24 protein-coding genes are annotated in these 25647 nt (G+C 72.6%); 10 read left to right on the forward strand and 14 right to left on the reverse strand.

Annotated features, from left to right (window positions below; genetic code table 11):
* The 4 genes from ACFQSB_RS36960 to pgsA all read right to left on the reverse strand — a co-directional run bounded on the left by ACFQSB_RS36960 (window position 1) and on the right by pgsA (window position 3337).
* A complete protein-coding gene (locus tag ACFQSB_RS36960) occupies window positions 1-537 on the reverse strand; it encodes a hypothetical protein (RefSeq protein WP_380831780.1) in 537 nt (178 codons plus the stop codon).
* A gap of 5 nt (window positions 538-542) precedes the next feature.
* Window positions 543-1700: a glycosyltransferase family 4 protein gene (locus ACFQSB_RS36965; protein WP_380831754.1), complete on the reverse strand. Its 1158-nt coding sequence runs from the start codon at window positions 1698-1700 to the stop codon at window positions 543-545.
* Window positions 1701-1743: 43 nt separating this feature from the next.
* The gene (locus ACFQSB_RS36970) at window positions 1744-2646 is read right to left on the reverse strand and encodes a phosphatidylinositol mannoside acyltransferase (protein WP_354847792.1); all 903 of its coding nucleotides are present in this window, start codon (window positions 2644-2646) and stop codon (window positions 1744-1746) included.
* A 91-nt stretch (window positions 2647-2737) separates the two neighbouring features.
* Window positions 2738-3337: a phosphatidylinositol phosphate synthase gene (gene pgsA / locus ACFQSB_RS36975; RefSeq protein WP_354847790.1), complete on the reverse strand. Its 600-nt coding sequence runs from the start codon at window positions 3335-3337 to the stop codon at window positions 2738-2740.
* Between the two features lie 299 nt (window positions 3338-3636).
* On the opposite strand from pgsA, the gene ACFQSB_RS36980 reads away from it, so the two are divergent.
* From ACFQSB_RS36980 to ACFQSB_RS36990, 3 genes are all read left to right on the forward strand, one after another.
* Window positions 3637-5796: an elongation factor G-like protein EF-G2 gene (locus ACFQSB_RS36980; RefSeq protein WP_380831756.1), complete on the forward strand. Its 2160-nt coding sequence runs from the start codon at window positions 3637-3639 to the stop codon at window positions 5794-5796.
* Between the two features lie 386 nt (window positions 5797-6182).
* Complete coding sequence (locus ACFQSB_RS36985; protein WP_380831758.1) at window positions 6183-7829, forward strand: glycoside hydrolase family 10 protein; 1647 nt, start codon at window positions 6183-6185, stop codon at window positions 7827-7829.
* Between the two features lie 98 nt (window positions 7830-7927).
* A complete protein-coding gene (locus ACFQSB_RS36990) occupies window positions 7928-10093 on the forward strand; it encodes a hypothetical protein (RefSeq protein ID WP_380831760.1) in 2166 nt (721 codons plus the stop codon).
* Window positions 10094-10183: 90 nt separating this feature from the next.
* Here ACFQSB_RS36990 and ACFQSB_RS36995 read toward each other — a convergent pair whose 3' ends face one another.
* The 3 genes from ACFQSB_RS36995 to ACFQSB_RS37005 form a co-directional block, all read right to left on the reverse strand.
* Window positions 10184-10726 carry an HIT family protein gene (locus ACFQSB_RS36995; protein ID WP_354847778.1) on the reverse strand — a complete coding sequence of 181 codons (543 nt, stop codon included), beginning with the start codon at window positions 10724-10726 and terminating at the stop codon, window positions 10184-10186.
* Between the two features lie 71 nt (window positions 10727-10797).
* The gene (gene thrS, locus ACFQSB_RS37000; protein WP_354847775.1) at window positions 10798-12765 is read right to left on the reverse strand and encodes a threonine--tRNA ligase; all 1968 of its coding nucleotides are present in this window, start codon (window positions 12763-12765) and stop codon (window positions 10798-10800) included.
* An 86-nt stretch (window positions 12766-12851) separates the two neighbouring features.
* Window positions 12852-13469 carry a glycoside hydrolase family 25 protein gene (locus tag ACFQSB_RS37005; protein WP_354847773.1) on the reverse strand — a complete coding sequence of 206 codons (618 nt, stop codon included), beginning with the start codon at window positions 13467-13469 and terminating at the stop codon, window positions 12852-12854.
* 144 nt (window positions 13470-13613) lie between these two features.
* On the opposite strand from ACFQSB_RS37005, the gene ACFQSB_RS37010 reads away from it, so the two are divergent.
* From ACFQSB_RS37010 to ACFQSB_RS37020, 3 genes are all read left to right on the forward strand, one after another.
* Window positions 13614-13880, forward strand: a complete 267-nt coding sequence (locus ACFQSB_RS37010; protein WP_354923706.1) for a DUF1876 domain-containing protein — start codon at window positions 13614-13616, stop codon at window positions 13878-13880.
* A gap of 177 nt (window positions 13881-14057) precedes the next feature.
* Window positions 14058-14483, forward strand: coding sequence for an Hsp20/alpha crystallin family protein (locus tag ACFQSB_RS37015; RefSeq protein WP_380831763.1), 426 nt, complete (start codon window positions 14058-14060; stop codon window positions 14481-14483).
* Between the two features lie 93 nt (window positions 14484-14576).
* Window positions 14577-15218, forward strand: coding sequence for a response regulator (locus ACFQSB_RS37020; protein WP_380831765.1), 642 nt, complete (start codon window positions 14577-14579; stop codon window positions 15216-15218).
* On the opposite strand, the gene ACFQSB_RS37025 is transcribed toward ACFQSB_RS37020, so the two are convergent.
* The 6 genes from ACFQSB_RS37025 to ACFQSB_RS37050 form a co-directional block, all read right to left on the reverse strand.
* Window positions 15196-16629: a GAF domain-containing protein gene (locus tag ACFQSB_RS37025; RefSeq protein ID WP_380831766.1), complete on the reverse strand. Its 1434-nt coding sequence runs from the start codon at window positions 16627-16629 to the stop codon at window positions 15196-15198. The genes ACFQSB_RS37020 and ACFQSB_RS37025 overlap by 23 nt on opposite strands.
* A 61-nt stretch (window positions 16630-16690) precedes the next feature.
* Window positions 16691-17605, reverse strand: coding sequence for a universal stress protein (locus ACFQSB_RS37030; protein WP_380831768.1), 915 nt, complete (start codon window positions 17603-17605; stop codon window positions 16691-16693).
* 82 nt (window positions 17606-17687) lie between these two features.
* The gene (locus tag ACFQSB_RS37035) at window positions 17688-18365 is read right to left on the reverse strand and encodes a CBS domain-containing protein (protein ID WP_380831769.1); all 678 of its coding nucleotides are present in this window, start codon (window positions 18363-18365) and stop codon (window positions 17688-17690) included.
* A gap of 223 nt (window positions 18366-18588) precedes the next feature.
* Window positions 18589-19764 carry a zinc-dependent alcohol dehydrogenase gene (locus tag ACFQSB_RS37040; protein WP_380831770.1) on the reverse strand — a complete coding sequence of 392 codons (1176 nt, stop codon included), beginning with the start codon at window positions 19762-19764 and terminating at the stop codon, window positions 18589-18591.
* Window positions 19761-20234 carry a hypothetical protein gene (locus ACFQSB_RS37045; RefSeq protein ID WP_380831771.1) on the reverse strand — a complete coding sequence of 158 codons (474 nt, stop codon included), beginning with the start codon at window positions 20232-20234 and terminating at the stop codon, window positions 19761-19763. Before ACFQSB_RS37045 ends, ACFQSB_RS37040 begins: the two co-directional genes overlap by 4 nt.
* 1160 nt (window positions 20235-21394) lie before the next feature.
* Window positions 21395-21727, reverse strand: coding sequence for a histone-like nucleoid-structuring protein Lsr2 (locus tag ACFQSB_RS37050; RefSeq protein ID WP_354847746.1), 333 nt, complete (start codon window positions 21725-21727; stop codon window positions 21395-21397).
* Between the two features lie 322 nt (window positions 21728-22049).
* Here ACFQSB_RS37050 and ACFQSB_RS37055 point away from each other — a divergent pair, with 322 nt between their 5' ends.
* A complete protein-coding gene (locus ACFQSB_RS37055) occupies window positions 22050-22913 on the forward strand; it encodes an NAD(+)/NADH kinase (protein ID WP_380831772.1) in 864 nt (287 codons plus the stop codon).
* A gap of 15 nt (window positions 22914-22928) precedes the next feature.
* Here the strand turns inward: ACFQSB_RS37055 and ACFQSB_RS37060 are convergent, their stop codons facing one another.
* On the reverse strand, window positions 22929-24281 hold the full coding sequence (locus tag ACFQSB_RS37060; RefSeq protein WP_380831773.1) for an MFS transporter: 1353 nt from the start codon (window positions 24279-24281) through the stop codon (window positions 22929-22931).
* Window positions 24282-24387: 106 nt separating this feature from the next.
* Between ACFQSB_RS37060 and ACFQSB_RS37065 the strand changes: the two genes are divergently transcribed.
* Genes ACFQSB_RS37065 through crcB form a run of 3 tightly spaced genes read left to right on the forward strand, consistent with a single transcriptional unit; the run spans window position 24388 to window position 25564 of the window.
* A complete protein-coding gene (locus tag ACFQSB_RS37065; RefSeq protein ID WP_380831775.1) occupies window positions 24388-24807 on the forward strand; it encodes a fluoride efflux transporter FluC in 420 nt (139 codons plus the stop codon).
* On the forward strand, window positions 24804-25205 hold the full coding sequence (locus ACFQSB_RS37070; protein WP_380831776.1) for a DUF190 domain-containing protein: 402 nt from the start codon (window positions 24804-24806) through the stop codon (window positions 25203-25205). Before ACFQSB_RS37065 ends, ACFQSB_RS37070 begins: the two co-directional genes overlap by 4 nt.
* Window positions 25202-25564 (forward strand): fluoride efflux transporter CrcB, encoded by a 363-nt coding sequence (crcB, locus tag ACFQSB_RS37075; RefSeq protein WP_380831778.1) that lies wholly within the window; start codon window positions 25202-25204, stop codon window positions 25562-25564. The genes ACFQSB_RS37070 and crcB overlap by 4 nt, the downstream gene beginning before the upstream one ends.
* Window positions 25565-25647: the final 83 nt, after the last annotated feature.

Genomic DNA, 25647 nt, shown 5'->3' on the forward strand with positions numbered 1-25647 from the left:
TCAGGTCTGCTGGGCGAAGGAGGCGGGTTCGGCGTCGTCGATCTCGAAGAAGGACGGGGGGTCGGTGTGGCCGGCCAGCCGCAGGGTGCGGGCCAGCCAGCGGCGCTGGGCCCGCCGGGTCACCTCGGCGGCGTTGTTGTAGAAGCGGCGCGAGTAGATGACCTTGGTGACGGCGGTGTCCAGCTCGGCCGCCAGGGCGGCCCCCTCGGGGGTCTCGGCCAGGCGCTCCCTGAAGCGGTCCTGGTCCATGACGGCCCTGATCGTGCGCGACAGGTCGCTCTCGGCGTGCTCGCGTTCCTCCGGCCCCGCCGAGCGGGCCTCGTGGGTGGCCGCGGCCAGCACCAGGCTGGTGGCCGGGTCCAGCACCCGTGAGGCGGCCAGCTCCATGCACACGGCGGCCCGGCTGATGAGCGCGGCGTCCAGGGCGGCCCGCGCGGTCTCCAGGCGGATGTGCATGCGGTCCAGCCGGCCGGCCCGCCAGGAGATGTAGACGGCGGTCAGCACGATGACCGCGCCGACGACCAGGCTGATGGTCATGGCGCTCACAGGACCACTCCGCGGCTCTCCTCTTCGACGCCGCCGGTGGTGGTCGCGGCGACCGTCTCGTAGACGCGCACGACGTCGCGGGCCACCGTGGACCAGTCGTACTTGCGCACGGCCACGCGGGCCTCGTCGGACAGCTTGGCGCGCCGCTCGGGGTCGTCCAGCAGGGACGCGGCCTCGCGGGCGAGGGAGGCGGCGTCGCCGGTGGTGAACAGCGCGCCCGCCTGGCCCTCGCCGAGCACCTTGCGGAAGGCGGGGATGTCGCTGGCCAGCACGGTGGCCCCGGCCGCCATGGCCTCGGCGAGCACGATGCCGAAGCTCTCGCCGTGGGTGTTGGGCGCGCAGAACACGTCCACGGAGTGGTAGGCGCGGGCCTTGTCCTCCTCGCTGACCATGCCGAGGACGCCCACCCGGTCGCGCAGCGCCGCGGGCACCTTCGACAGCACCTCGTCGGCGTCGCCCGGCCCGGCCACCAGCAGCCGCAGGCCGGGACGCTCAGGGGCGAGCCGGGCGAAGGCCTCCAGCAGCACCGGCAGGCCCTTGCGGGGCTCGTCCATGCGGCCGAGGAACCCGATGACGCCGCCGCCCGAGCCGCCGTCGGGGCCCCAGCCGGGCAGCGGCTCGGCGTCGGTGTACCGGCTGACCGTGACCCCGTTGGGGATGAGGACCGCGTCGCCTCCGATGTGCTCGACGAGCGTCTTTCGCGCGGCGTCGGACACGGCGATGCGGCCGGAGATCTTCTCCAGCGCGGTGTGCAGCACGGGCGCGGTGACGGCCACGACCCGCGAGCGCTGGTAGGAGGCGTGGAAGGTGGCCACGATGGGCCCGCTCGCCGCCCACACGGCCAGCAGGCCGACCGAGGGGACGGCCGGCTCGTGGACGTGCAGCACGTCGAACCGGCCCTCGCGCAGCCACTTGCGCGTCCGGCCGGCCGACAGGAAGCCGAACGCCAGCCGCGCCACCGAGCCGTTGTAGGGCACGGGGACGGCCCGGCCGGCGGAGGTCACGTAGTAGGGCAGCGGCGCGTCGTCGGAGGCGGGCGCGAGCACCGACACGTGGTGCCCGTCGGCGATGAGCGCCTCGGCCAGGTCGCGGACGTGGGCCATCACCCCGCCGGGGACGTCCCAGGTGTAGGGGCAGACCATGCCCACCCTCACGGCGCGCTCACCCCGCCCCGGGCAGGCCGGGCCGCGGGCGCGGTCACCGGGGCTCCAGGTCGTCCAGCCAGAGCCGCTGGAGCATGTGCCAGTCCTCCGGGTGCTGGGAGATGCCCTCCTGGAAGACGCGGGCCATGCTCTGGGTCATGACGGCGACCTTCTCCTGCCGCGTCCCCTCGGCCGGGACGGGGATCTCCTCGTGGATGTGGATCGCCCAGCCGGCGTCCTCGAACCAGATGGTCGCCGGGTGCAGCGCGGCGCCGGTCTGGACGGCCAGCAGCGCCGGGCCGGCGACCATGCGGGTCCTGCCGTCGAAGAAGTCGACCTCGATGCCCTTCTCGGTCAGGTCGCGCTCGGCGGGCAGGCAGACCGCGCGGCCGGCGCGCAGCCGCTGGGCCAGGGTGCCGAAGGCGTGCGCGGTGCCGCCGCCCTGGGCCGTCAGCGGCAGCACCTCCATGCCCAGGCTCTCGCGGAAGGCCACGAACCGCTCGTACAGCGACTCGGGCTTGAGCCGTTCCATGACCGTGGTGAAGGTGTGGCCGCTGTGGACCAGCCAGGCGCCGGACAGGTCCCAGTTGCCCATGTGGGGCAGGGCGAGCACGATGCCCCGGCCGCTGTCGAGGGTGTCGAAGATGCGCTCACCGTGGATGGCGCGCGTGCCGGTGAGGATGCGCTCCTTGCCGATCACCGGCAGGCGCAGCGCCTCCATCCAGTAGCGGAAGTAGGAGCGCATGCCGGCCCTGCTCAGGTCGCGGACCGAGGGGTCGGCGACGTCCTTGCCGGTGACCCGCGCCAGGTTGGACTCAAGGCGGCGCACGAGCTTGCCGCGCCTGCGCCAGATGAGGTCGGCGATGAGGCGGAAGGCCCACGCGGCCACCGGCTCGGGCAGCTTGGGCACCAGCACCCAGCCGAGGTGGAAAGCCCATACGACGAGCCGATCAGTCAACGCGAGGTTCACCCCCATGGGTAGGTCACAGGCTCCGGCGGGGCGCCGGTCGGAACTTCAGGGCATCATCGCCGATGCGCGGCCCGTAGGTTCATGTTGGCACCGTCTGGCGGTAAACGTGCACGATGCGCTGCACGGCGGTGAACGCGCTGGCGGCGGCGAGCAGCCACAGGCCCACGGCCAGGATGTAGGGCACGCCGAGCCCGCCGAGGCCGGCGGCGACCAGGACGACCACCAGACGCTCGGAGCGTTCGGCCAGGCCGACATCACAGGTGAGGCCGAGCCCTTCGGCCCGCGCCTTGGCGTAGGAGACCACGGCCCCCGCGACCAGGCAGAACAGCGCGACGCAGGCCAGCACGGCCTGCCCGGTGGACATGAACCACAAGATCAGCCCGGAGAAGACGGCGGCGTCGCCGACGCGGTCGAGGGTGGAGTCCAGGAAGGCCCCGAACACGCTGCCGTTGCCGAGCATGCGGGCCAGGACGCCGTCCAGCAGGTCCGCCAGGACGAAGAAGGTGATGACGACCGACCCGAGGAACAGCTGGCCGCGCGGATAGAAGCCGAGGGCTCCGGCGGCGACCCCGAGCGTGCCGAGGACGGTGATGACGTTCGGGCTGATCCCCCGGCGGGCGAGCGCCCGGCCGAGCGGGGACAGGACACGGGTGACGGCGGGGCGCAGGAGCTTCAACATCGCCGTCCGATCGTAGCCACTCCGGCCACGGGGTCCGAACCGAGCGCCGTCCCCTCACCTGGGCCGCTTCCCCTGGCGGGGAGCGGCACGGCGGGGGCCGGAGAACGGCGGGGAACGACCCGGGGAACGGGTCAGGAAGTCCACATGTCTTCTCGCGAGCACTTTTGCCTTTAGACCCTTGTGATCCGCGCCGGACGGGTGAAGGGTGAATGCACCGCGCTCTTTTTCGGGCGGCGGGCGCGGCGGCGGACGATGCGACCGCGCGCGGCCGCATCTCACGGCGAGACGCGGGAGGCGTTATGCCAGAGAGAACAGCGGGAGGACCAGCGGGAGCCGCGGGCAGGGCACCCTCGGCCGACCGGCCGGATGCCGTGCGCAACGTCGTGCTGGTCGGCCACTCGGGGTCCGGGAAGACGACGCTCGTGGAGGCCCTGCTGGCCGCGACGGGCACCATCCAGCGCACCGGCCGGGTCGAGGACGGCACGACCGTCAGCGACTTCGACGAGGTGGAGGTGCGCCAGCAGCGTTCGGTCAACCTGTCGGTGGCGCCGCTCACCTTCAACGGCATCAAGATAAACCTGCTGGACACCCCCGGTTACGCCGACTTCGTGGGCGACCTGCGGGCGGGCCTGCGCGCCGCGGACGCGGCGCTGTTCGTGGTCTCCGCGGCCGAGGGCATCGACGGGCTGACGCGCATGCTGTGGGAGGAGTGCGCCTCGGTCGGCATGCCGCGCGCCGTCGTCATCACCAAGATCGACCATCAGCGGGCCGACTTCGACGACGTGGTCACCGCCTGCCAGGACGCCTTCGGCGACGGCGTGGCGCCCCTCTACCTCCCGGTGGTCACCAACGGCCACGTGAACGGCCTCATCGGGCTGCTGTCGCAGAAGTTCTACAACTACGCGACCGGCACGCGCACCGAGAACCAGGCGGGCGCGGCCTACCAGGAGCAGATCGACGTCTACCGGGGCACGCTGATCGAGGGCATCATCCAGGAGAGCGAGGACGAGTCCCTCATGGACCGCTACCTCTCCGGCGAGGAGATCGACACCAAGGTCCTGATCGACGACCTGGAGAAGGCCGTGGCCAGGGGCGGCTTCTACCCCGTGCTGGCGACGTGCGCCGTGCAGGGGTCGTGCGCGATCGTCGGCATGCAGGAGCTGCTGGAGATCATCACCCAGGGTTTCCCCTCCCCCATGGAGCACCCGCTGCCCGAGATCACCACGATCGGCGGGAAGCCGGCGCCGGGCCTCGCCCGCGACCCCGACGGGCCGCTGGTCGCCGAGGTGGTCAAGACCACCAGCGACCCCTACGTCGGCCGCATCAGCCTGGTCCGGGTCTTCTCCGGCACGCTGCGCCCCGACATGGTGGTCCACGTCTCCGGGCACGGCCTGACCGAGCGGGGCCACGAGGACCACGATCTGGACGAGCGCATCGGCGCGCTGTCCTCCCCGCTGGGCAAGCACCAGCGCACCACCACCAAGTGCGTCGCCGGCGACATCTGCGCGGTGGCCAAGCTCAGCCGGGCCGAGACGGGCGACACGCTGTCCGACAAGGACCAACCGCTGCTGGTGACCTCCTGGACCATGCCCGACCCGCTGCTGCCCGTCGCCATCCGCGCCAGGTCCAAGGCCGACGAGGACAAGCTCTCGCAGGCCCTCGGGCGCCTGGTGGCCGAGGACCCGACCCTGCGCCTGGAGAACAACCCCGAGACGCGCCAGCTCGTCCTGTGGTGCATGGGCGAGGCCCACGCTGACGTGCTGCTGGACCACCTGGCCAAGCGCCACGGCGTCGAGGTCGAGCGCGTCGAGCTGCGGGTGCCGCTGCGCGAGACCTTCGGCGGCAAGGCCCAGGGCACCGGCCGCAACGTCAAGCAGACCGGCGGGCACGGGCAGTACGCCATCTGCCATGTCGAGATCGAGCCCCTGCCCTCCGGCGGCGGCTTCGAGTTCGTCGACAAGATCGTCGGCGGCGTGGTGCCGAGGCAGTTCATCCCCTCGGTGGAGAAGGGCGTTCGGGCCCAGATGGAGCGCGGCGTGCTGGCCGGCTACCCGGTGGTGGACATCCGGGTGACGCTGTTCGACGGCAAGGCCCACTCGGTCGACTCCTCCGACATGGCCTTCCAGATCGCCGGGCAGCTCGCCCTGAAGGAGGCGGCGGCCAAGGTGCCCGCCCTGCTGCTGGAGCCGGTGGACGAGCTGTCGGTGCTGGTCGAGGACGAGCACGTCGGCGCGGTGATGTCCGACCTGTCCTCGCGCCGTGGCCGCGTCCTCGGCACCGAGCCGGTCGGCACCGGGCGCACGCTGGTCAAGGCGGAGGTCCCCGAGCTGGAGATCACCCGGTACGCCATCGACCTGCGGTCCATGTCGCACGGCACGGGCACCTTCCACCGCTCGTTCCTGCGGTACGAGCCCCTGCCCTCCCACTTGGCCGACAAGCTCAGATCGGCCGCCGACTAGGCCCTCCCCCGGCGGTCCCCGGGCTTCACGGGGATGGCCGCCGGACGCGGTGCGTGCGGGCCGTACGACACCGGCCGGCCCGCACGCACCGCGCGTCGACTCCGCCGCGGGGCGCCCGGAGCCCTCGGAGGTAAGGCAGTTGTCACCCGCGCCGGAGGCCGGAGCCGATCCGGCGTCCGCTCCGGAGGATCGCCGGGCGGGCCGGGACGCCGAGGCGCAGGTGCCGGCCGGGAAACCGCCGTGTCCGTGCCGGACGGCGGCCGCCGTCATGGGCCGGCACTCCCCGCCACGGCGGCCTCATATACCTCGCGTGTCACCGTGGCATCACGGTGCGATTTCTTTTATCGGGCCTTACCAGTGTTTGGCCGATGCCAGACTGATGTCCCATGCGAAACGGACATCGGCCTCTGCTCGCCGCCACCACCATGGCGGTGGTCACCACCGGCGTCGCCTATCTCTTCGGGCCTGGCGCCGCTCCCGCCGACAGCGAGGCCAAGCGCCCTGCCGCCGAAGCCAAGCGCCCTGCCGCCGAAGCCAAGCCCGCGACCGGCCAAGCCAGGTCCGCGGCCGCCCACCCCGCTGCGGCGAAGCAGGAGCAGGCGTGCGAGGCGAGCCCCAAATACCCCAAGCGGCAACTGCGGGGCGTGTGGATCGCGACCGTGCACAACGTCGACTGGCCGTCCAAGACCGGCCTGGACGCGGCGCGGCAGCAGGCCGAGTACGTCCGCATTTTGGACAACGCGGTCAAGCGCCACCTCAACGCGGTGTTCGTCCAGGTCCGCCCGGCCTCCGACGCGATCTACAAGTCGCCCTACGAGCCGTGGTCCCAGTGGCTGACCGGCACCGCGGGCCGCGACCCCGGGTGGGAGCCGCTGCCCTTCCTCATCGACGAGGCGCACAAGCGCGGCCTTGAGTTCCACGCCTGGTTCAACCCCTACCGCGCCGCCGACAAGGACGACGTGTCCAAGCTGCCGGCGAACCACCCGGCGCGCGTGCACCCGAAGTGGGTGGTCAAGCACGAAGGGAAGCTGTACTACAACCCCGGCCTGCCGGAGGTGCGCGCCTACACCGTCAAGGTGATCAAGGACGTGGTGCAGCGGTACGACATCGACGGGGTGCACTTCGACGACTACTTCTACCCCTATCCCGGCCGGGGCACGAAGTTCGGCGACGCCGCCGCCTTTACAAAGTACGGCAAGGGCATGTCGCTCGCCGAGTGGCGGCGGGAGAACGTCAACACGCTGGTCTCCCAGGTCGGCGCGGCCGTCCACCAGGCCAAGCCGTACCTCAAGTTCGGCATCAGCCCGTTCGGCATCTGGCGCAACAAGTCCGACGACCCCACGGGCTCCGACACCAAGGGCCTGTCCGCCTACGACGCCATCTACGCCGACGCGAAGGCGTGGATCAAGTCCGGGTCGATCGACTACGTCATGCCGCAGATCTACTGGCCGCGCGGCTTCGCCGCCGCCGACTACGCCAAGCTCGTGCCGTGGTGGGCCGACCAGGTCAAGGGCACCGGAGTGCACCTCTACATCGGCCAGGCGCTGTACCGCGTGGGCACCAAGGACACCGCGGCCTGGACCAGGGCCGGCGAGCTGCCCGCCCACCTGACCCTCAACCGCAAGTACCCCGAGGTGCGGGGGGACGTCTACTTCAGCGCCGCCCAGCTCGCCAAGAACCCGCTGGGCGTGCTCGACGCGCTGGTCAAGGACCACTACCCCCGCCCCGCGCTGCTTCCGCTGGTCCAGGACCGCGGCGGCAGGGCCCCGGCGGCCCCCACCGGGCTGACCCTGGCGGGCGGCGCGCTCAGCTGGAAGTCCTCCCCCGAGGCCCGGTCCTACGCCGTGTACCGGGTCACGGGCGCCAAGCCGGACGCGTGCGCGACCACCGACGGCCGCAACCTGGTGGCCGTGGCACCGGCCGCCCCGGCCGCCGTCCAGTCCTTCGCGGTCACGGCCGGCGGCTCCTACCTGGTGACCGCCCTCGACCGCCTCGGCAACGAGAGCGCGCCCGCCACCGTCGTCCTGCCCTGATCCGGGGCCACGCCGGGCCGCGGGCGATGTTCACCGCGATTTCCTGGACCGCGCGGCGCGCTTTCCCGTACGGTTCCATGGATTCGCGGGTGGACGTCATGGGAGGTCAGTCAGTGGTGAGGCGGGCGCTGGGCGCATTGGCGGTGATCACGCTGTGCATGGTCACGACCGGCGCCGCGTGGGCGCATGCCCCCGGGCGGGCGGAGGCCGCGGGACGGGCCGACGCCCCAGGGCGGGTAGCGCTGATCGGCGTGCCGGGGCTCCACTGGGACGACGTGAGCGCCGAGACCACCCCGAACCTGTGGCGGCTCGCGGCGCAGAGCGCCATCGGTTCGCTGTCGGTGCGCACCGTCGGCCGCGTCACCTGCCCCTACGACGGGTGGCTGACGATCTCCTCGGGCGTTCGCTCCTCGGTCGGCGCCCGCTGCGGGCCGCCGCCCGCCGTCGAGCGGCAGGGCGGCAAGGCCGTCATCCCCGGCTTCGACTGGCTGTGGACGGTGCGCGACGCCGACTACGCCGGCTCGCTCGGCGCGGCCGTCCACGCGGCCGGTGGCTGCACCTCGGCCGTCGGCCCGGGGGCGGCGCTCGCGCTCGCCGACCGCTCCGGCGCCGTCGACCTGTACGCCCCGGCGCCCGACGGCGTCCGCGACTGGTCCGCCTGCCCCGTGCTGGCCGCCGACATCGACGACCTGGTGCGCCCCTACTACGACGGCGAGCTGCTGGCGGACGCCCCCGACAAGCTCACCCCCGCCGCCCGCCGGGCGGCGCTCGCCGCCGCGGACGCCGGCGTCGGCGAGGTCGTCGGGCACCTGCCCGCCGACACGCGGGTCGTGCTGACCGGGCTGTCCGACCACGGCTCCGAGCCGCACCTGCGGGTGGCGATGTGGCGGGCGCCCGGCGCTCAGGACCACTTCCTGGGCGCCACCTCCACCCACCGCGACGACATGGTGATCCTGCCCGACGTGACCGCGACGATCCTGCGGGCGGCCGGGGCGGCCGTCCCCGGCACCGTCATCGGGGTGCCGTGGGCGCCCACCGGCGCGACCGGCACCGAGGAGGGTGTCGCCGCCCTGCGGCACGCCGACGTCGCCGGGCAGACCATCCGCGCCGTCGGCGGCGGCTTCTTCACCGGCCTCGCCGTGCTGCAGGTGCTGTTCTACCTGGTCGCCTTCCTGCTGCTGCGCCGCCGCCGGGCCCTCGGCGGAGTGCGCGTCGCCGCGCTCGCCCTGGCCTCGCTGCCGGTCTCGACCTACCTGGTGAACCTCGCCCCGTGGGAGCGCGCCGCGGCGCCGGCGGTCACGCTGGTGGCCGGGGTGCTCGCCTGCGCCGCCGCGCTCACCGTGCTGGCCCTCGGCGCGCCGGTCGCGTGGGCGCGGCTGCGCGGCCGTCCCGGCGCGGGCGGGGTGCTCGGGCCGCCGTCGGTGATCGCCGGGGTCACGGCCGCGGTGCTGGTGGGCGACCTGCTCAGCGGCACGCCCCTGCAGCTCGACAGCATCATGGGGTACACCGGCGTGGTCGGCGCCCGCTACTACGGCCTGGGCAACATTCCCTTCGCGCTGATGGCCACCGCCGTGCTGCTGCTGACCACCGCGGTCGCCGACGGGCTGGTGCGGGCCGGGCGCCGGCGGGCGGCCGTCCTCCTGGTGGCCGGGCTGGGCGGTTTCGCGATGATCCTGGACGGCTGGCCGGGGGTGGGCAGCGACTTCGGCGGCGTCATCGCCTTCGTGCCGGGCATCGCGGTCACCGCCCTGCTGGTGGCCGGCAAGCGGGTCTCGGTGATCAGGCTCGGGGCGTTCTGCGTGGCCGGCGGGGTCCTGGTGATGGGCATCGCCTACCTGGACCACCTGCGGCCGCCCGCCTCGCAGACCCATCTCGGGCGGTTCGCCGGTCAGGTGATCGACGGCACGTTCCTGCCGGTGATCGGGCGCAAGCTCGGGGCCATGCTGAGCACGCTGCTGTCGCCCAACCTCATGCCGATCGTCATCGCGGCGTTCGCGTTCCTGGTCTTCGCGCTGCTGCGGCCGGGCACCGCCAGCGCCGGGGTGCTGCCGGTGGCCTTCGAGCGGGCGCCGATGCTGCGCGCCGGGCTGATCGGCGCGCTGGTGAGCGGCGTGGTCGGCATGCTGGTCAACGACTCGGGCGCGGCCGTGCTGTCGATGGCCCTGGCGCTGGCCGTGCCGCTGGTGCTGTCGGCCGGCATCCGCGCCCTGGCCCCGCAGGCGCCGGCCCGCCCGGCCCCGGCGCTGAGCCCGCTGCCCACCTGAGCCCGCTGCCCACCTGAGCCGGGAAGGGCGGGCGCGTCCGCCCCGCCGCCCGTCCGAGCCGCCCGCCTGAGGTGACGACCGGTCGGCGGGTCAGGCGGGCCAGGCGCCGGCGAGCAGGTCGCGGGTGTCCTGCAGGAGCTGGGGCAGCACCTTGGTGTGGCCGACCACCGGCATGAAGTTGGTGTCGCCGCCCCAGCGGGGCACGACGTGCTGGTGCAGGTGGGCGGCGATGCCGGCGCCGGCGACGTGGCCGAGGTTCATGCCGACGTTGAACCCCTGCGCGCCGCTGGCCTTCCTCAGCGACAGCACCGCGCGCTTGGTGAAGTCGGCCAGCTCGGCGGTCTCCGCCTCGTCCAGGTCGACGTAGTCGGCGACGTGGCGGTAGGGCACCACCATCAGGTGCCCGGAGTTGTAGGGGTAGAGGTTGAGCACCGCGAAGACCGAGGAGCCGCGGGCCACGATGAGCCCGTCCTGGTCGCTCATCTTGGGGATCTCGCAGAACGGGCAGCCGTCGCCGGGGCCCGAGCCGCTCGGCTTGTTCTCTCCCTTGATGTAGGCCATGCGGTGCGGGGTCCACAGACGCTGGAAGTTGTCGGGATCTCCCGCACCGGGCTGCTCAATCGGCTCCTGCATGCCTTGCAGCATAGGACGCGGGGCGCCGGCCGCGCCCGCCGGGCACCGCCGCCGCCCGCCTCCTTCGAGCCTCAGACCTGGACGCGGCGCTCGACGGCGTCGACGATCTCGGCGATCGCGTCGTCCACGGGGACGCCGTTGTTCTGCTCGCCGCTGCGGTAGCGGAAGGAGACCGCGCCGGCCGCGACGTCGTCGTCACCGGCCAGCAGCATGAACGGCGCCTTGGCCTTCTGCGCGTTGCGGATCTTCTTCTGCATGCGGTCGGCCGAGGCGTCGACCTCGACCCTGATGCCCCGCTCGCGCAGCCGGGCCGCGATCTGCGAGAGGTAGTCGACGTGGGCGTCGGAGATCGGGATGCCGATCACCTGCACCGGCGCGAGCCAGGGAGGGAACGCCCCGGCGTAGTGCTCGACCAGCACGCCGAAGAACCGTTCGATCGACCCGAACAGCGCCCTGTGGATCATGACCGGGCGCTGGCGCGCCCCGTCCGCCCCCTGGTACTCCAGCTCGAACCGCTCGGGCAGGTTGAAGTCGAGCTGGATGGTGGACATCTGCCAGGAGCGGCCGATGGCGTCCCGCACCTGCACCGAGATCTTGGGGCCGTAGAAGGCGGCGCCCCCGGGGTCGAGCACCAGCTCGAGCTTCTCGGACTCGGCGACCTCGCGCAGCGTCTGGGTGGCCTCTTCCCAGTCTTCGTCGGTGCCGACGAACTTGACCGGGTCCTTGGTGGACAGCTCGAGGTAGAAGTCCTCCAGGCCGTAGTCGCGCAGCAGCTCGAGCACGAAGCGCAGCAGCGAGGTCAGCTCGTCGCGCATCTGCTCGCGGGTGCAGTAGATGTGCGCGTCGTCCTGGGTCAGGCCGCGCACGCGGGTGAGGCCGTGCACCACGCCGGACTTCTCGTAGCGGTAGACCGTGCCGAACTCGAACAGCCGCAGCGGCAGCTCGCGGTAGGACCGCCCGCGCGCCCTGAAGATCAGGTTGTGCATCGGGCAGTTCATGGGCTTGAGGTAGTAGCGCGCGCCCTCCAGCTCCATGGGAGGGAACATGCCGTCGGCGTACCAGTCGAGGTGGCCGGAGACCTGGTAAAGGTGCTCCTTGGTGATGTGCGGGGTGTTGACGAAGGAGTACCCGGCCTCCTCGTGCCGCTTGCGGGAGTAGTCCTCCATGAGCTTGCGGATCACCCCGCCCTTGGGGTGGAACACCGGCAGGCCCGAGCCGAGCTCGGGCGGGAAGGAGAACAGGTCGAGCTCGGCGCCGAGCTTGCGGTGGTCGCGCTTCTCGGCCTCCTCCAGCAGGCGGAGGTACTCATCCTGCCGGTCGCGCGACTCCCAGGCGGTGCCGTAGATGCGCTGGAGCTGCGGGTTCTTCTCGCTGCCCCGCCAGTAGGCGCCGCCCGAGCGCATCAGCTTGAACGCGGGGATGGACCGGGTGGAGGGCACGTGCGGCCCGCGGCACAGGTCCTTCCAGCAGAGCTCGCCGGACTTGGGGTCGAGGTTGTCGTAGATGGTGAGCTGGCCGCCGCCCACCTCGACGCTCTCCTCCTCGCCGGCGCCGCCCTTGAGGCCGATGAGCTCGAGCTTGTAGGGCTCGGCGGCGAGCTCCTCGCGCGCGGCCTCGTCGCTGACGGCGCGCCTGGCGAAGGTCTGGCCCTGCTTGACGATCTCGCGCATGCGCTTCTCGACGCGCTTGAGGTCGTCGGGGGTGAAGGGCTGCTCGACGTCGAAGTCGTAGTAGAAGCCGTTCTCGACGGGCGGGCCGATGCCGAGCCGGGCGCCGGGGAAGATCTCCTGGACGGCCTGGGCCATGACGTGCGCGGTGGAGTGGCGCACGATCGCCCGGCCCTCCTCGCTGTCGATGGCGATGGGCTCGACGACGTCGCCGTCGGCCACCTCGGCGGCGAGGTCGCGCGGCTCGCCGTTGATCTTGGCGGCGACGACCGACCGGCCGTCGGCCGCGAGCGCCTCTCCGGCCGTCGTGCCGCCCGCCACCACACGCTCGGCTCCGGCGAGGGTGATGCGTATTTCGAGGGCGGCAGACACGGTTGCTCCAAGGAGATGGGTGGGCGCGGGCACTCCGCTTGTCGTGCCCGATGCTACCGGGAAACCAGGCGGCGTTATCGCGCTCCCTACGCCTTGCTGCGGCGGTCCTCGGCCGGTTGCAGGCCGAGCGCGGTGAGCTGCGCGCGGGTGCCGCGGAAGACGTTGCGGTCGATCGGGCCGTGCGCGTACTGGTGGATCGCCCAGCGGTCCCACGGCGGCGGCACGACGGGGTGGCCCTTGGGATGGCTGGGCGCGGCGATCCACAGCGGGTAGTCCTCAAGACCCGCGCAGTAGCCCTTCTTGGCGAAGGACAGGAAGGTGTAGATGAGCGGCCGCACCCCGGTGACGATGTTCACCACGTGGCACCAGCGCCGGGCGAAGGCGGCCACCCGCTGGGGCGGCAGGTGCCCGGAGTGCTCCAGGTCCAGGGCGATCAGATCACCGCGCCGCAGGCCGCCCGCCGCGTCGACCACGTCCAGGAAGTGGCGCACCTGGTCCTCGGCGTCGCCCTTCGGATGGGCGAAATGGTAGGCGCCGCAGACCAGCCAGTTCTCCCGCATGGCCGCCCAGTTGCGGGCGAACCACTTGTCGGTGAAGCCGGTGCCCTCGGTCGCCTTGGCGAATCCGAAGTCGACGCCGTCGCCGGCGTGCCCCGCCCAGTTGACGGCGCCCTGCCAGTTGGACACATCGATGCCGTGCAGCATGAAGCCTTCCCACATCCCCCGAACTCGCCCCCGGGGATTGTAGTGAGGACACCCCCGCTGAGGCGGCCGGACACGCCCGGGGCGGCGTCCCGGCGCGCGAGCGGGTGAGAGATGGTGGAGGTAGGACACTGGAAGGAGGCCCCCATGCAGGTCAAGCAGTGGACAGTGGAGATCTACATAACCGAGGACGACAACGACGACCGCACCGTCGCGCGGGCCGTCCTGATGAACCGCGCCGGTATGCGGCGCGAGGGAGTCGGGTACGCCCGGCGCAACCCGGTCGACCGGCCCGTCCCGGAGATCGGCGACGAGCTGGCCGTGGGGCGCGCTCTGGCGGACCTGTCGGCCAAGCTGACCGAGGACGCAGCCGAGGACGTCGCCCAGATGGCGGGGCAGTCCCGGCGCGTGTGAGCGCCACCACGAGGGAAGCGTGACGGTCCGCGACGCGGGGCGAAGGGGCGGCGCGTCGGCCGTCCGCTCCGCGCGAGGCGAACGTCACGCGCATTCGGGACCTACGACCGTGACCCCGGCGCGGTTCGGGGAGTCGGATGGAACTGATGGTCCCGCGAACTATCCAGGGAGGTTCTCATGTCCATGCAGACGCGAAGCACGTCCAGGGGCCTGGTACCCGACCTGCTGGACTGGCTGGAGGCGCCCTTCACCGGAGGCGGCCGCCCCTACACCGCGGGCCAGATGGTCCGGTTCGAGGACACCGTGCGGGACGGCCACTACATCGTGCGCGCCGAGCTGCCCGGCATCGACCCCGAGCAGGACGTCGAGGTGGTGGTGTCCAACGGGATGCTGACCATCCACGGCGAGCGCAAGGAGGAGCGGTCCGAGCCGCACCGCACGGAGTTCCGGTACGGGGAGTTCAGCCGGTCGGTCCCGCTGCCGGCCAACGCCGGGGAGCAGGACGTCAAGGCCGTCTACCACGACGGCATCCTGGAGGTGGACATCCCGCTGGCGGAGGAGAGGCAGCAGAGCAAGCGCGTGCCGGTGGAGAAGGCCGACTAGCGCCGGACGCTCCGGACCCGGCCCGCGGGGACACGGGCCGGGCCCGGAGCGGTACTGCGGGCCGCGCGCGGGAGAGGTCACTGGAGTCGCCTTATGATTCGCGTGTTCCTGCTGGACGATCATGAAGTGGTCCGCCGGGGGGTCGCCGCCCTGCTGTCGGCCGAGGGCGACATGGAGATCGTCGGAGAGGCCGGCACGGCCGAGCAGGCCGTGGCGCGCATCCCGGCGCTCAGGCCGGACGTGGCGGTGCTGGATGTGCGGCTGCCCGACGGCAACGGCGTGGAGGTCTGCCGCGAGGTGCGCGCGAGGACGCCCGGGCTGGCCTGCCTGATGCTGACCTCCTTCGCCGACGACGACGCCCTGTTCGACGCCGTCATGGCGGGCGCGGCCGGTTACGTGCTCAAGCAGATCCACGGGTCCGACCTGGTCGGCGCGGTGCGGACGGTGGCGGCCGGCCAGTCGCTGCTGGACCCGGAGAGCACCGCGTCGATGCTGCGCCGCCTGCGCGAGCAGGCCGCCAGGAAGAGCCCGCTGGCGGCGCTCACCGGCCAGGAGCGTCACATCCTGGAGCTCATCGGGGAGGGGCTGACCAACCGGCAGATCGGCGAGCGGCTGTTCCTGGCAGAGAAGACGGTCAAGAACTACGTCTCCAACCTGCTGGCCAAGCTGGACATGCAGCGGCGCACGCAGGCCGCGGCGCTCGCGGCGCAGCTCAAGGCCGGCCGCCACGACTGATCCCGCCCCCGCCGTCCGGCAGGTCACGGGCGGCCGGGGCCGCCTTTGACGGGGTGGCGTGGCGCCAGGCCATGCGCGCGCCCGGCGGGGAGGCGCCGGGGGCGGGAGGGCTCTGGAGGGCGAAGATGGCCGAGCGGATGCGCCGGATGGTGCCGTCCAGCTCGTCGATGGCGTGCCGCACCCTCGTGCGGGCCTCGGGCCGGTCGAGCAGGCGCATCGCGCCCATCAGCGTCATGGCCACCCCGAACAGCCGCTGGATGACGACGTCGTGCAGGTCCTTGGCGATGCGGTCGCGGTCCTCCAGCAGCAGCAGCCGCTCGGCGTCCGCGCGGGCCTCGGCCAGTTCCAGGGCGAGCGACGCCTGCCCGGCGAAGGAGTGCAGCATGCGCACGTGGGGCCCGCCGAAGGGCGGCCGGCCGGGGCGCCTGCCGAGCGACAGCACCCCGCGCACCGCGCCGGCGGCGCCCAGCGGCACGGCGACGGCCGGCCCCGCGCGCGAGCGCTCGCACACCAGGGCGGGGATCGCCGTCTCCGCCAGGTCGGCGACGACGACCGGCTCGCCGGAGGTGTAGGCGCGGCCCGGCAGCGAGTCGGTGACCGCGACCTCCGCGGGGCTGACCCGCCCGGCCGGCACGCCGTCGGCGACGGTGACGCGCAGCCGTTCCCCGCCGGCGCAGGGCAGCAGCACCACCGCGACGTCGGCGCCGGACATCTCGCGCGCCCGCCGGGCCACCAGCGCGAGCACCTCGGCCGAGCCGGCCCCCGACAGCAGGCGGGTGGTGACCTCCGAGGACGCCTGGAGCCAGATCTCGCGGCCGCGGGTCTCCTCGTACAGGCGGGCGTTCTCGATGGCGACGCCCGCCGCGGCGGCGAGGGCGACCACGACCGCCTCGTCGTCCTCCCCGAAGTCGCCTCCCCCGCGCTTCTCGGTCAGGTAGAGGTTGCCGAAGACCTTCTCGCGCACCCTGATCGGCACGCCGAGGAAGCCGCCCATGGGCGGGTGGCCGGGCGGGAAGCCGGAGGACTCGGGGTGCTCGGCGATGCGGTGCAGCCGGAGCGTGCGCGGCTCCTTGATCAGCAGGCCGAGCAGGCCCAGCCCGTGCGGCCAGTGCTCGACGCGGGCGATCTCCTCCTCGCTCAGCCCGACCGGGATGAACTGCACCAGGGTGTCGTCCTCGCCGATCACGCCGAGGGCGCCGTAGGTGGCGTCCACCAGGGTGGTGGCCGTCTCGACGATGCGACGCAGGACGGTCTGCAGGTCCAGGTCGCCGCCCACGGAGACGACCGCGTCCAGCAGCGCGTGGACCCGGTCACGGGTGGCGAGCACGGTCTCCAGCCGGGCCCGCAGCTCCGACAGCACCTCGTCCAGCCGCGTGTGCGGCATGAGGGAGCGCGGTGGGACGTTCGCCATACCAGGAGTGTCCCCATCCCGACCGCTCCACGAATCCGGATAAAAGGGATATTCGACATATTTACCTATTAATGGCGCCTCCGCCCGGCCGTGATCCGGCCGTCTCCCGGGGATGGACCACGGCGACCGGGCAGCGGGCGTGCCGCAGCACCTCGTAGCCGACCGAGTAGCCCGCCGAGCCGCCGAAGCCCGCGCCCGTCGCGTCGCCGTGCGCGCCGGAGCCCACGACCACCAGATCGGCCCGCCGGGAGGCGTCCGACAGCGCCGTGACCGGATGCCCGCGCATGGGGCGCAACCGGGCGGTGACCCCCGGGCACCGCTCCCGCCACATCGCCAGGCGCAGCCGCACCTCCCGCGTCACCTCGCCCATCGCCTCGGCCAGGCCGCCGGCGCAGGCGGTCGCGTACGGGGAGAACGGCGGCGCGCTCCAGGCGTAGAGCACGCACACGCGCGCGCACCGCCGGGCCGCCTCGCCGAGCGCGTACTCCATGGCGGCCTCCGACACCGGGGACCCGTCGTAGCCGACGACGATCTCGCCATGACGCCGCCCGGGCGAGCGGTTGACCACGACCACCGGCGCCATGGCGTGCCAGGCGACATCGCGGCCCACCGAGCCGAGCACCGCCCCCACGAAGCCGCCCGGCCCGCCGCCGCCCAGGATCAGCTCATCGGCGTCCTCGGCCTCGGTGCACAGCCGCTCGGCGGCGGCGCCGGTGAGCAGGGTCGCGCTCACCTGCAGGCCGGGCGCGTAGCCGCGCACCCAGTCGACGGTGGCCGCCAGCACCGCCCGCCAGTACGCCGTCAGCGCGTCGGGCAGCCACGGCGCGGACCGGTAGGGGTAGTCCATCGACCAGGGCTCGCGCACGTGCACGACGCGCAGCCGGGCTCCTCTGCGCACCGCGTCGTCCGCCGCCCATTCCACCGCGGCCGCCGCGGAGTGGGAACCGTCGACGCCGACCACGATCTGTCCCGCCATGGCGCACCTCCCCCTCGCCTACCACCCTCACACGAGGCGCCACCGGACCGGCGCGCGCCCTCCCCGGGGCGGCGGAGTGGGCTCACAGGTACAGCGGCGGCACGGTGATCAGGTCGTCGGTGGCGAAGCCGAGCCGGTCGTCGACCTCGATCACGCCGTCCACCGCGTGCACGGACTCCACCACCAGCGGGATCTGCGAGCGCCTCGGGACCGTCCCGGTGAGCGCGACCAGCCCGTGCTCGACGAGGATCGACAGGGTCCGCGGCTCGACACCGGCCCCGCGCACGGCCTCCTCGACGTCGTCGAGCACCTCCGCGGGCGGCCGGACGAAGATCTTGAGCAGGTCGGCCTGGTGCACGGTGCCGACGATCTTGCCGGTGACGCGGTCCACGACGGGAAGCTGCCTGATCCGGTGCTCGTGCATGAGGCGGGCCGCCTCCCGGACCGGCGTCACCTCGGTCACGGTGATCGCGGGACTGCTCATCACCTGGGCGGCCGTGCCCCCCTTGTCCCCCGCGACCTTCGTGTTCCCGCGGCCCGGCCCGCGGCCCTCGATGACCGCTTCGACGCGCTCGGCGCCGATCTCCCGCAGCAGCAGGTCGTCCGCCGACACCACTCCGACCGGCCGGCGGCCGGAGTCGACGACGGCCACGGCGCCGACCTTGAAGCGGCGCATCGTCTCCACCAGGTCGGCGAAGCAGGTGTCCGGCCTCACCGCGATGGCGACCCTGCCCATGACGTCGCCGACATTCACGACCATGGCTGCCTCCCCTGTCCAGCGCCCTGATATCGATCGTCCCGCCGGCCGGGAAGGGCTGTCAGCGGCGAAGGTCCCCAGCTCAACGGGACCTTCGGCTCGCCCGCGCACGCCACAGGCAGGGCACCCGTCGAGCACGGCCTCAGCGGGCCCCAGAGACGTCCCCCTCCGGCGGGGGGCGGTCCGGACGCCCGGGCGGTGGCCGTGAAGGCATGCGGTCACCGCACTAGGCCCAGGGGCGGAAGACCGCGCGCACGCACCCGTCCTTCTTGTTCTTGAACAGGTCGTAGCCGTGCGGCCCGTGCTCCAGCGGCATGGTGTGGGTCGCCATGTGGGCCGTGCGCAGCTCGCCGTTGCTCACCATGTCGAGCAGTCTCGGGATGTAGCGCTGTCCGTGCTGCTGGGCGCCCCTGACGGTCAGGCCCTTGTTCATCATCGCGCCGAGCGGGAACTTGTCGACCAGGCCCGCGAAGACGCCGAGCACGAACACCGAGCCGCCCTTGCGGCAGGCGTAGATGGCCTCGCGCACCGCGGCCGGACGGTCCAGCGTGAGGCCCGCCCGCTGCTTCACCCGGTTGTACAGGCGTTTCGGCCCGGCGCTGTCGGCCTCCAGCCCGACGGCCTCGATGCAGACGTCCGGGCCCCTGCCGCCGGAACGCTCCTTGAGCTCGGCGATCACGTCGGTGCGGGTGTAGTCCAGGGTCTCGGCGCCCACGTGGCGCTCGGTCATGGTCATGCGCTCGGGGTGGCGGTCGATGGCGATCACCCGCTCGGCGCCCAAGAGCATCGCCGCGCGGGCCGCCATCTGGCCGACGGCGCCGCAGCCCCACACCGCGACCACGTCGCCGGGCTTGACCCCGCCGAGGTCGGCGCCCATCCAGCCCGTGGGCGCCGCGTCCGAGCAGAACAGGGCGTCCATGTCGCTCACGCCGTCGGGCACGGCGAAGGCGCCGTGGTCGGCGAAGGGGACGCGGACGTATTGGGCGTGGCTGCCCTTGAACCCGCCGGTGGCGTGGGAGTAGCCGTAGATGCCCGCGGACGGCTGCCCCCACAGCATGTCGGTCAGGCCGGGATCGGGGTTGGAGTTGTCGCAGGCCGACCACAGGCCGTTCTCGCAGTTCCAGCAGCGGCCGCAGCCGATGATCGAACACACCACGACCCGGTCGCCGACCTTGTGCCGGCGCACCTCGGTGCCGACCTCGACGACCTCGCCGAGGAACTCGTGCCCGATCACGTCGCCCGCGCGCATGGCCGGGATGTAGCCGCCCAGCAGGTGCAGGTCGGAACCGCAGGTCGTGGTGAGGCCGACCTTGACGATGGCGTCCTGGGCGTTGAGGATCCTGGGGTCGGGGACGCGCTCCACCGACAGCTCGTTCACGCCCTGCCAGCACAGTGCCTTCACAGCCGCCCCTCCCCGCCCGCGCGCTGCACGGCGAGATCCAGGATCCTCCCTGCGGGAGTGGGCCGCGTTCTCGGCGGCGCGTCCGGCAGCAGCACCTCCCCCGTCTCCATCAGGCACTTGGACTCCCGCAGCGCCCTTCGCACCGCCTGGCGCGGATCCTCGCCGCCGAGCCGGGCGAGCACCTGCGTGGCGCCGGTGGGCACCCCCGCGAGCGGGCGGGCGCCGAGTTCGGTGCCGCGGCCTCCGGGCGCCTCGCGCACCCGCACCTCCACGGTGTCCCCCAACCTCGCCAGCGGCTCGGGGAGCCGGCCCTCCGCCAGCACCTCCTCCGGCCGGCGGTTGATGGTGACCATCAGCCAGCGGGCGGCCTCCCGCCGCGTCCTGGCCTTACTCCGGCGCGAGGAGCGCCATCGCATCACGCCCAGACCGATGCCGCCGAGCGACACCGCCCCCAGAACCGCACGTTTCATTGCCCTCTCCCCCTTGATGGACAACTGCTCCCATGGCTACCCGCTCGCACCGGGCGCTACCTCGGCTCCAGCGGCACTTGAGGAGGAGTTGACGACCCGCTGATCGCGTCGTGGCCCCGCGTGCGGGCGGCCCCCGGTCACGCCCCCGGTCACCACGCCCTCGGTCACCATGCCCCGTTCAGCGCGTCCAGCGGGCGGTCCAGGGGCGCGGAGGCCATGCTCCTATGACTTATAGGAGCGGAAAGGTACGACAAACCGCCATACGCGGGTACGCGGAGCCGCTAAGGATCCACGGGCATTCACCGGCACGACGACCGGTCAATAGGCTCGCCGGAGGGCATTGCATATCGCGATCGCATGTAACGCGGCGGATTGGGTGCGGGACGGCGGCGAATGTCCGGAAGCGGACAGCGGACGCCCGCCGGGCCGCCGCGATAGGCTCCGCGCCGGAAAATGCCCGGGCAATCGCCCCGGCCGCGGCGGGCATTCCCATTACGGCCGGTGAGACGGCATGCGGTCGGACAGGACCTCCCGGCGGGTTCGGGCCGGCCGCGGAGTAGGCGGGTGAGAGCGGCGTGACGGCAGACGCTATCGCAAGATGGTGACGTCGGTAAGGCGGATGCGTCAAGTCGTCATGTCCCGGCCGGATCGGTTCGATTGACATGGCCGAGGGCCGGCATACCCGGCGCCCGGGCGCGGCAAGGCGCACACGGCGGTTGTCACGCGGCGATCCCGCGACCTCTCGCACCTGTTAAGCATCGGTTACGGGTGGAAAGCCGCCTTGCCGGCGGTGTGCTGCCTGCCCATGATTTCCGGGGACTCCTCCAGAGCCGGGCGGCGGCACGGCTAACACGTAACGACGGTAAGGAATAGTGCTCATTGTGACAAAGTGACTGAAGTCAGCACTACCCTTCCGCGAATGGCGACCCGAGCACGCTCGGCGGGGCCGCCCCTGGACGCGCACCGACCAGCGCCGCGGATCCGCAGGTCAACCCCGTCGTCCACGAGGACCGCGGAGGCCGGGCGGGGCCGTCCTCCCCACTGGGACGGCCTCTGCCCGCTGCGAGCACGGCGGCCGCAAACGCGGTCCGCGTGCGGCGACCCGCGCGGCGGATCACATGCTCGCCGGGCGACTAAACCGGGCGGGACGGCTTAATCAATCACTGAGCCTGTTCGTACTGTGCCACGATGTGCGAGGCGATGCGGCCCCGCTCGCTGACGTTCAGGCCATGCGCCTTGGCCCAAGCGCGGATCTCGGAGCTTTTGTCGCGAGAGGGACGCTGAGAGCCGCCACGCTTGCGCCCCCGGGCGGGAGCGCTCTCAGCCCGGCGCGCGCTGGACACGAAAGGCGAAAGAGCCTCGCGGAGATTCCTGGCGTTTTTGTCGTTCAGATCGATCTCGTAGCTGGTGCCGTCAATCGCGAAGGACACCGTCTCTTTTGCTTCGCCACCTTCCAGGTCGTCGATGAGAAGCGTCTGGATCTGTGTCGCCATCTTCCACTCCTTTCACAGGGCATAGTTTGACCCCTCAAGAATATACCCGATTTCCGCCGCCTCCCACGTGTGGAACAGGGCGGCGCATTGGCCGGCTCTTGGGGCTAAGTTAGCGCGGTTTCCGGCTCGCCCTCGGTTTACCACGTCGATCAGCGCGTCATCGGCCCGGAACGACGCCACATCGGCCACCAAACTGGTGTCAGCACCACTTAATTAGGCGATGGCGGATAGTGTCGACTACACAATCACCCGGGCCGCCTCCCGCCCACCATGGCGGGGACACCGGCGCCCGCAGGCGGCGAGCGGCCGTACAGTTGCGTGCATGGGCATGGTCAAGACCGTAGGGCTGGTGCTGCACCCGCAGCGGGACTCCAAGGAGGCCATCGACACCATCATCGAGTGGGCCCGCACCAGGAGCGTCACCGTGCTCGGCCTGCCCGACGAGGTGGGCCGCATCGACTGCAGTGCCGTGCGGGTCGACGCCGCCACGCTCGTCGAGCGCGCCGACCTGCTGGTGAGCCTGGGCGGCGACGGCACGATGCTGCGCACCATGCGGCTGGCCTCCGAGCGCATCACCCCGGTCCTCGGCGTCAACCTGGGCAAGCTGGGCTTCCTCGCCGAGATCGACGTCGAGGAGCTGCCGCCGGCGCTGTCGGCCATCGACAACCACCGCTTCACCGTCGAGCCGCGCATGGCCGTCCGGGCGTCCATGCCCGACGGCGAGACGGTCACCGCGTTCAACGACATCGCCCTGGTGCGCATCCCCGGCGAGGGGCTGTCGGCGGTGTCGATCTCGGTGGCGGGCCAGCCCTTCGTCCGGTACGCCTCCGACGCCGTCATCGTGGCCACCTCGACCGGTTCGACGGCCTACAACTTCTCCGCCGGCGGCCCGCTGGTCTCGCCGCTGGTCGAGGGGTTCCTCGTGGTCCCGGCCGCGGCCCACTCCTCCTTCAACCGGGCCCTGGTGCTGTCGGCCGACGAGGAGGTCACCCTGGAGCTGCTGCCCTCCAGCGGGCAGCTCGCCGTCGAGGTGGACGGCTCGGTCGGCGCGCGGCTGTCGCCCGGCGACCGCCTCACCGTGACGGCGGTGCGCTGCGCGGGCCGCGTGGTCCGCCTCGGCACCACCACCTTCTACGAGCGGGCCCGCCGCAAGCTGCGGGTCAGCGGCAGCGCCGAGGTCGACTGACGCACCGGCGGGCCGTCAGTAGGCGGCGTGGTCGGCGATGTCGACCTTCGAGCGGTCGGGCAGCAGCAGAGTCGCGGTGAAGCCGACGACCGCCCCCGCGATCATGAACAGCGCGATCGCCTGCCAGCCGAAGTCGTGCAGCAGCCAGGTCGCCACCAGCGGCGCCGGGCCTCCCGCGATGAGCGAGGAGAGCTGGTACCCCAGCCCGGCGCCGCCGTACCGCAGGCCGGTCGGGAAGCTCTCGGCGATCATCGCGGCCTGCGGGCCGTACTCCATGGAGTGCTGGATCTGCACGATCATGATGGTCAGGAACACCACGACCGGGATGGCCGTGTTGAGCGCCATGAAGTACGGGAACGCCACGACCGCCAGCACCACCGCCCCCGTCGCGTACACCTTGCGCCGGCCGACCCGGTCGCTCAGGTGGCCGAAGGCGGGGATGGCCGCCAGCTCCAGCGCCGCCGCGCAGGTCACCGCCGCCAGCGCGAACCCGCTGGACAGGCCGACCTCCTTGACGACGTAGGTGAGCGCGAAGGTGGTGAAGATGTAGAACGGCAACTGCTCGGAGGCCCGGGCGAGCGCGCTCAGCACGACCTCCTTGGGGTGCCGGGTCAGCACCTCGGCGATCGGCAGCCGCGCCACCTGGCGCCGCTCGATCACCTGGGCGAACAGCGGCGTCTCCATGACGCGCAGGCGCACCCACAGGCCGACGGCGACCAGCAGGACGCTGGCCAGGAAGGGCACCCGCCAGCCCCACTCGACGAAGGCGTCGCCGGCGGTGGTCGCCAGCAGGGACATCATGCCCGTTCCGAGGATCAGCCCGATCGGGACGCCGGTCTGCGGCCAGCTCGCCATGAGCCCGCGGCGCCTCTGGTCGCCCCATTCCATGGACAGCAGCACCGAGCCGCTCCACTCGCCGCCGACCGCGATGCCCTGCAGGACGCGCAGCACCACCAGCAGCACCGGCGCCGCGACGCCGATGGACGCGGTGCCGGGGAGCACGCCGATCAGGGCGCTGGACACCCCCATCAGGGCGAGGGTGACGATGAGCGTCGCCTTGCGGCCGATGCGGTCGCCCCAGTGCCCGAAGATCGCCGCTCCGACGGGCCGGGCGGCGAAGCCCACCGCGTAGGTGGCGAAGGAGGAGAGCGTCCCGGCGTACTCGCTGGACTGGGGGAAGAAGACCTGCGGGAAGACCACCGCGGCGGCCGTCCCGTACAGGAAGAAGTCGTACCACTCGATGGCGGTGCCGACGACGCCGGCGAACGCGGCCTTGCGCCGCTGTGACCGCATGTCCTCGGCGTGGAGATCGCTGTCCAGGGGCACCTGATCCTCCTCAGAAGCGGAGATGGTGACTGCGATCTTCACTCCGCGCCGCCTCCGTCCGCAAGGGCCCCTGTGATGTGGTTCACATCCGGTCCGCTCACCGGCCCGGCGATCCGGCCGTCCGGCTCCCGCCGATAGGGTCGGTGCCATGGACGGCTCGCCGGTCCCCTGGGACACCCTCGGCGTGATCTCCGCGGGCGGGGTGATCGGCGCGCTCGCCCGCTTCTGGCTCGGCGCCGCCTTCCCGCATCCGCCCGGCGGGTTCCCGTGGACGACCTTCGGCATCAATGTGGCCGGATGCCTGCTGATCGGCCTGCTGATGACCACGATCGCCGAGGCGGGCCAGGTCCACCGGCTGCTGCGCCCCTTCCTCGGGGTGGGCGTCCTCGGCGGGTTCACCACCTTCTCGGGGTACATCGTGGACATCGGCCGCGCGACCGCCGCCGGAGCGCCCGGCGTCGCGCTCGCCTACCTGGCGGGGACGGTGCTGTGCGCCGTGCCCGCCGTGTACGCGGGCGCCGTGCTCACCCGCGCGGCGCTGCGGCTGCTCCGCACGGGGCGGTCATGACCAGGGACGAGGCCGGCATGGCGGACACGGTGGACATGGTGAAGACGGTGAAGCTCCAGGGCCCCGCCCTCCGGCTGTCGGTCTTCGTCGGCGAGTCCGACCAGTGGCACCACCGGCCGCTGTACCACGAGATCGTCCGCCGCGCCCACGAGGCGGGGCTCGCCGGGGCGAGCGTCGTGCGCGGCATCGAGGGCTTCGGCGCGACCTCGCGCATCCACACCTCCCGCATCCTGTCGCTGTCGGAGGACCTGCCCGTCGTGGTCATCATCGTGGACGCCGAGGAGCGCGTCCGCGCCTTCCTGCCCCGCCTGGACGAGCTGGTGACCGAGGGGCTGGTCGTCCTGGACCAGGTCGAGGTGATCCGCTCCACCGCCCGGCCCGGCGGGACCGCGCCGTGAGCGTACTGCTGGTGATCCTCGGCGCGGCACTGGGCGCCCCGCTGCGCTACCTGACCGACCGCTTCGTGCAGGCACGGCACGACGCGGCCTTCCCGTGGGGCACCCTCACCGTGAACGTCTCCGGCTCGGCGCTGCTCGGCTTCCTCGTGGCGCTGCCCGCGGGCGACGGGGTGATGGCGTTGCTGGGCACCGGGTTCTGCGGCGCGCTGACCACGTACTCGACCTTCGGCTACGAGACGCTCCGCCTGGTCCAGAACGGCGCACGGCTGCTGTCGACGCTGAACGTCGCCCTGAGCGTGGCGGCGGGGCTGGCCGCCGGCGGCGGCGGCGCGCTGCTGGCCCGCCTCATCGCCGGCTGACCGCCGCGCCGCCCGCCCGCCGCGGCCGCGGCGGGCACGGCGGGCACGGCGGGCACGGCGGGCACGGCGGGCACGGCGGGCAC

Origin of the sequence: Sphaerisporangium rhizosphaerae (genome assembly GCF_042665155.1) — a bacterium.
GTDB lineage: Bacteria > Actinomycetota > Actinomycetes > Streptosporangiales > Streptosporangiaceae > Sphaerisporangium > Sphaerisporangium rhizosphaerae.

Excerpts from the sequence above, each read along its gene's own strand:
- ACFQSB_RS36960 (WP_380831780.1), bottom strand. The coding sequence starts at position 537 with ATGACCATCAGCCTGGTCGTCGGCGCGGTCATCGTGCTGACCGCCGTC.
- pgsA (WP_354847790.1), bottom strand. The coding sequence starts at position 3,337 with ATGTTGAAGCTCCTGCGCCCCGCCGTCACCCGTGTCCTGTCCCCGCTC.
- ACFQSB_RS36980 (WP_380831756.1), top strand. The coding sequence starts at position 3,637 with ATGCCAGAGAGAACAGCGGGAGGACCAGCGGGAGCCGCGGGCAGGGCA.
- ACFQSB_RS36985 (WP_380831758.1), top strand. The coding sequence starts at position 6,183 with ATGCGAAACGGACATCGGCCTCTGCTCGCCGCCACCACCATGGCGGTG.
- ACFQSB_RS36990 (WP_380831760.1), top strand. The coding sequence starts at position 7,928 with ATGGGAGGTCAGTCAGTGGTGAGGCGGGCGCTGGGCGCATTGGCGGTG.
- ACFQSB_RS36995 (WP_354847778.1), bottom strand. The coding sequence starts at position 10,726 with ATGCAGGAGCCGATTGAGCAGCCCGGTGCGGGAGATCCCGACAACTTC.
- ACFQSB_RS37005 (WP_354847773.1), bottom strand. The coding sequence starts at position 13,469 with ATGCTGCACGGCATCGATGTGTCCAACTGGCAGGGCGCCGTCAACTGG.
- ACFQSB_RS37010 (WP_354923706.1), top strand. The coding sequence starts at position 13,614 with ATGCAGGTCAAGCAGTGGACAGTGGAGATCTACATAACCGAGGACGAC.
- ACFQSB_RS37015 (WP_380831763.1), top strand. The coding sequence starts at position 14,058 with ATGTCCATGCAGACGCGAAGCACGTCCAGGGGCCTGGTACCCGACCTG.
- ACFQSB_RS37020 (WP_380831765.1), top strand. The coding sequence starts at position 14,577 with ATGATTCGCGTGTTCCTGCTGGACGATCATGAAGTGGTCCGCCGGGGG.
- ACFQSB_RS37025 (WP_380831766.1), bottom strand. The coding sequence starts at position 16,629 with ATGGCGAACGTCCCACCGCGCTCCCTCATGCCGCACACGCGGCTGGAC.
- ACFQSB_RS37030 (WP_380831768.1), bottom strand. The coding sequence starts at position 17,605 with ATGGCGGGACAGATCGTGGTCGGCGTCGACGGTTCCCACTCCGCGGCG.
- ACFQSB_RS37035 (WP_380831769.1), bottom strand. The coding sequence starts at position 18,365 with ATGGTCGTGAATGTCGGCGACGTCATGGGCAGGGTCGCCATCGCGGTG.
- ACFQSB_RS37045 (WP_380831771.1), bottom strand. The coding sequence starts at position 20,234 with ATGAAACGTGCGGTTCTGGGGGCGGTGTCGCTCGGCGGCATCGGTCTG.
- ACFQSB_RS37050 (WP_354847746.1), bottom strand. The coding sequence starts at position 21,727 with ATGGCGACACAGATCCAGACGCTTCTCATCGACGACCTGGAAGGTGGC.
- ACFQSB_RS37055 (WP_380831772.1), top strand. The coding sequence starts at position 22,050 with ATGGGCATGGTCAAGACCGTAGGGCTGGTGCTGCACCCGCAGCGGGAC.
- ACFQSB_RS37065 (WP_380831775.1), top strand. The coding sequence starts at position 24,388 with ATGGACGGCTCGCCGGTCCCCTGGGACACCCTCGGCGTGATCTCCGCG.
- ACFQSB_RS37070 (WP_380831776.1), top strand. The coding sequence starts at position 24,804 with ATGACCAGGGACGAGGCCGGCATGGCGGACACGGTGGACATGGTGAAG.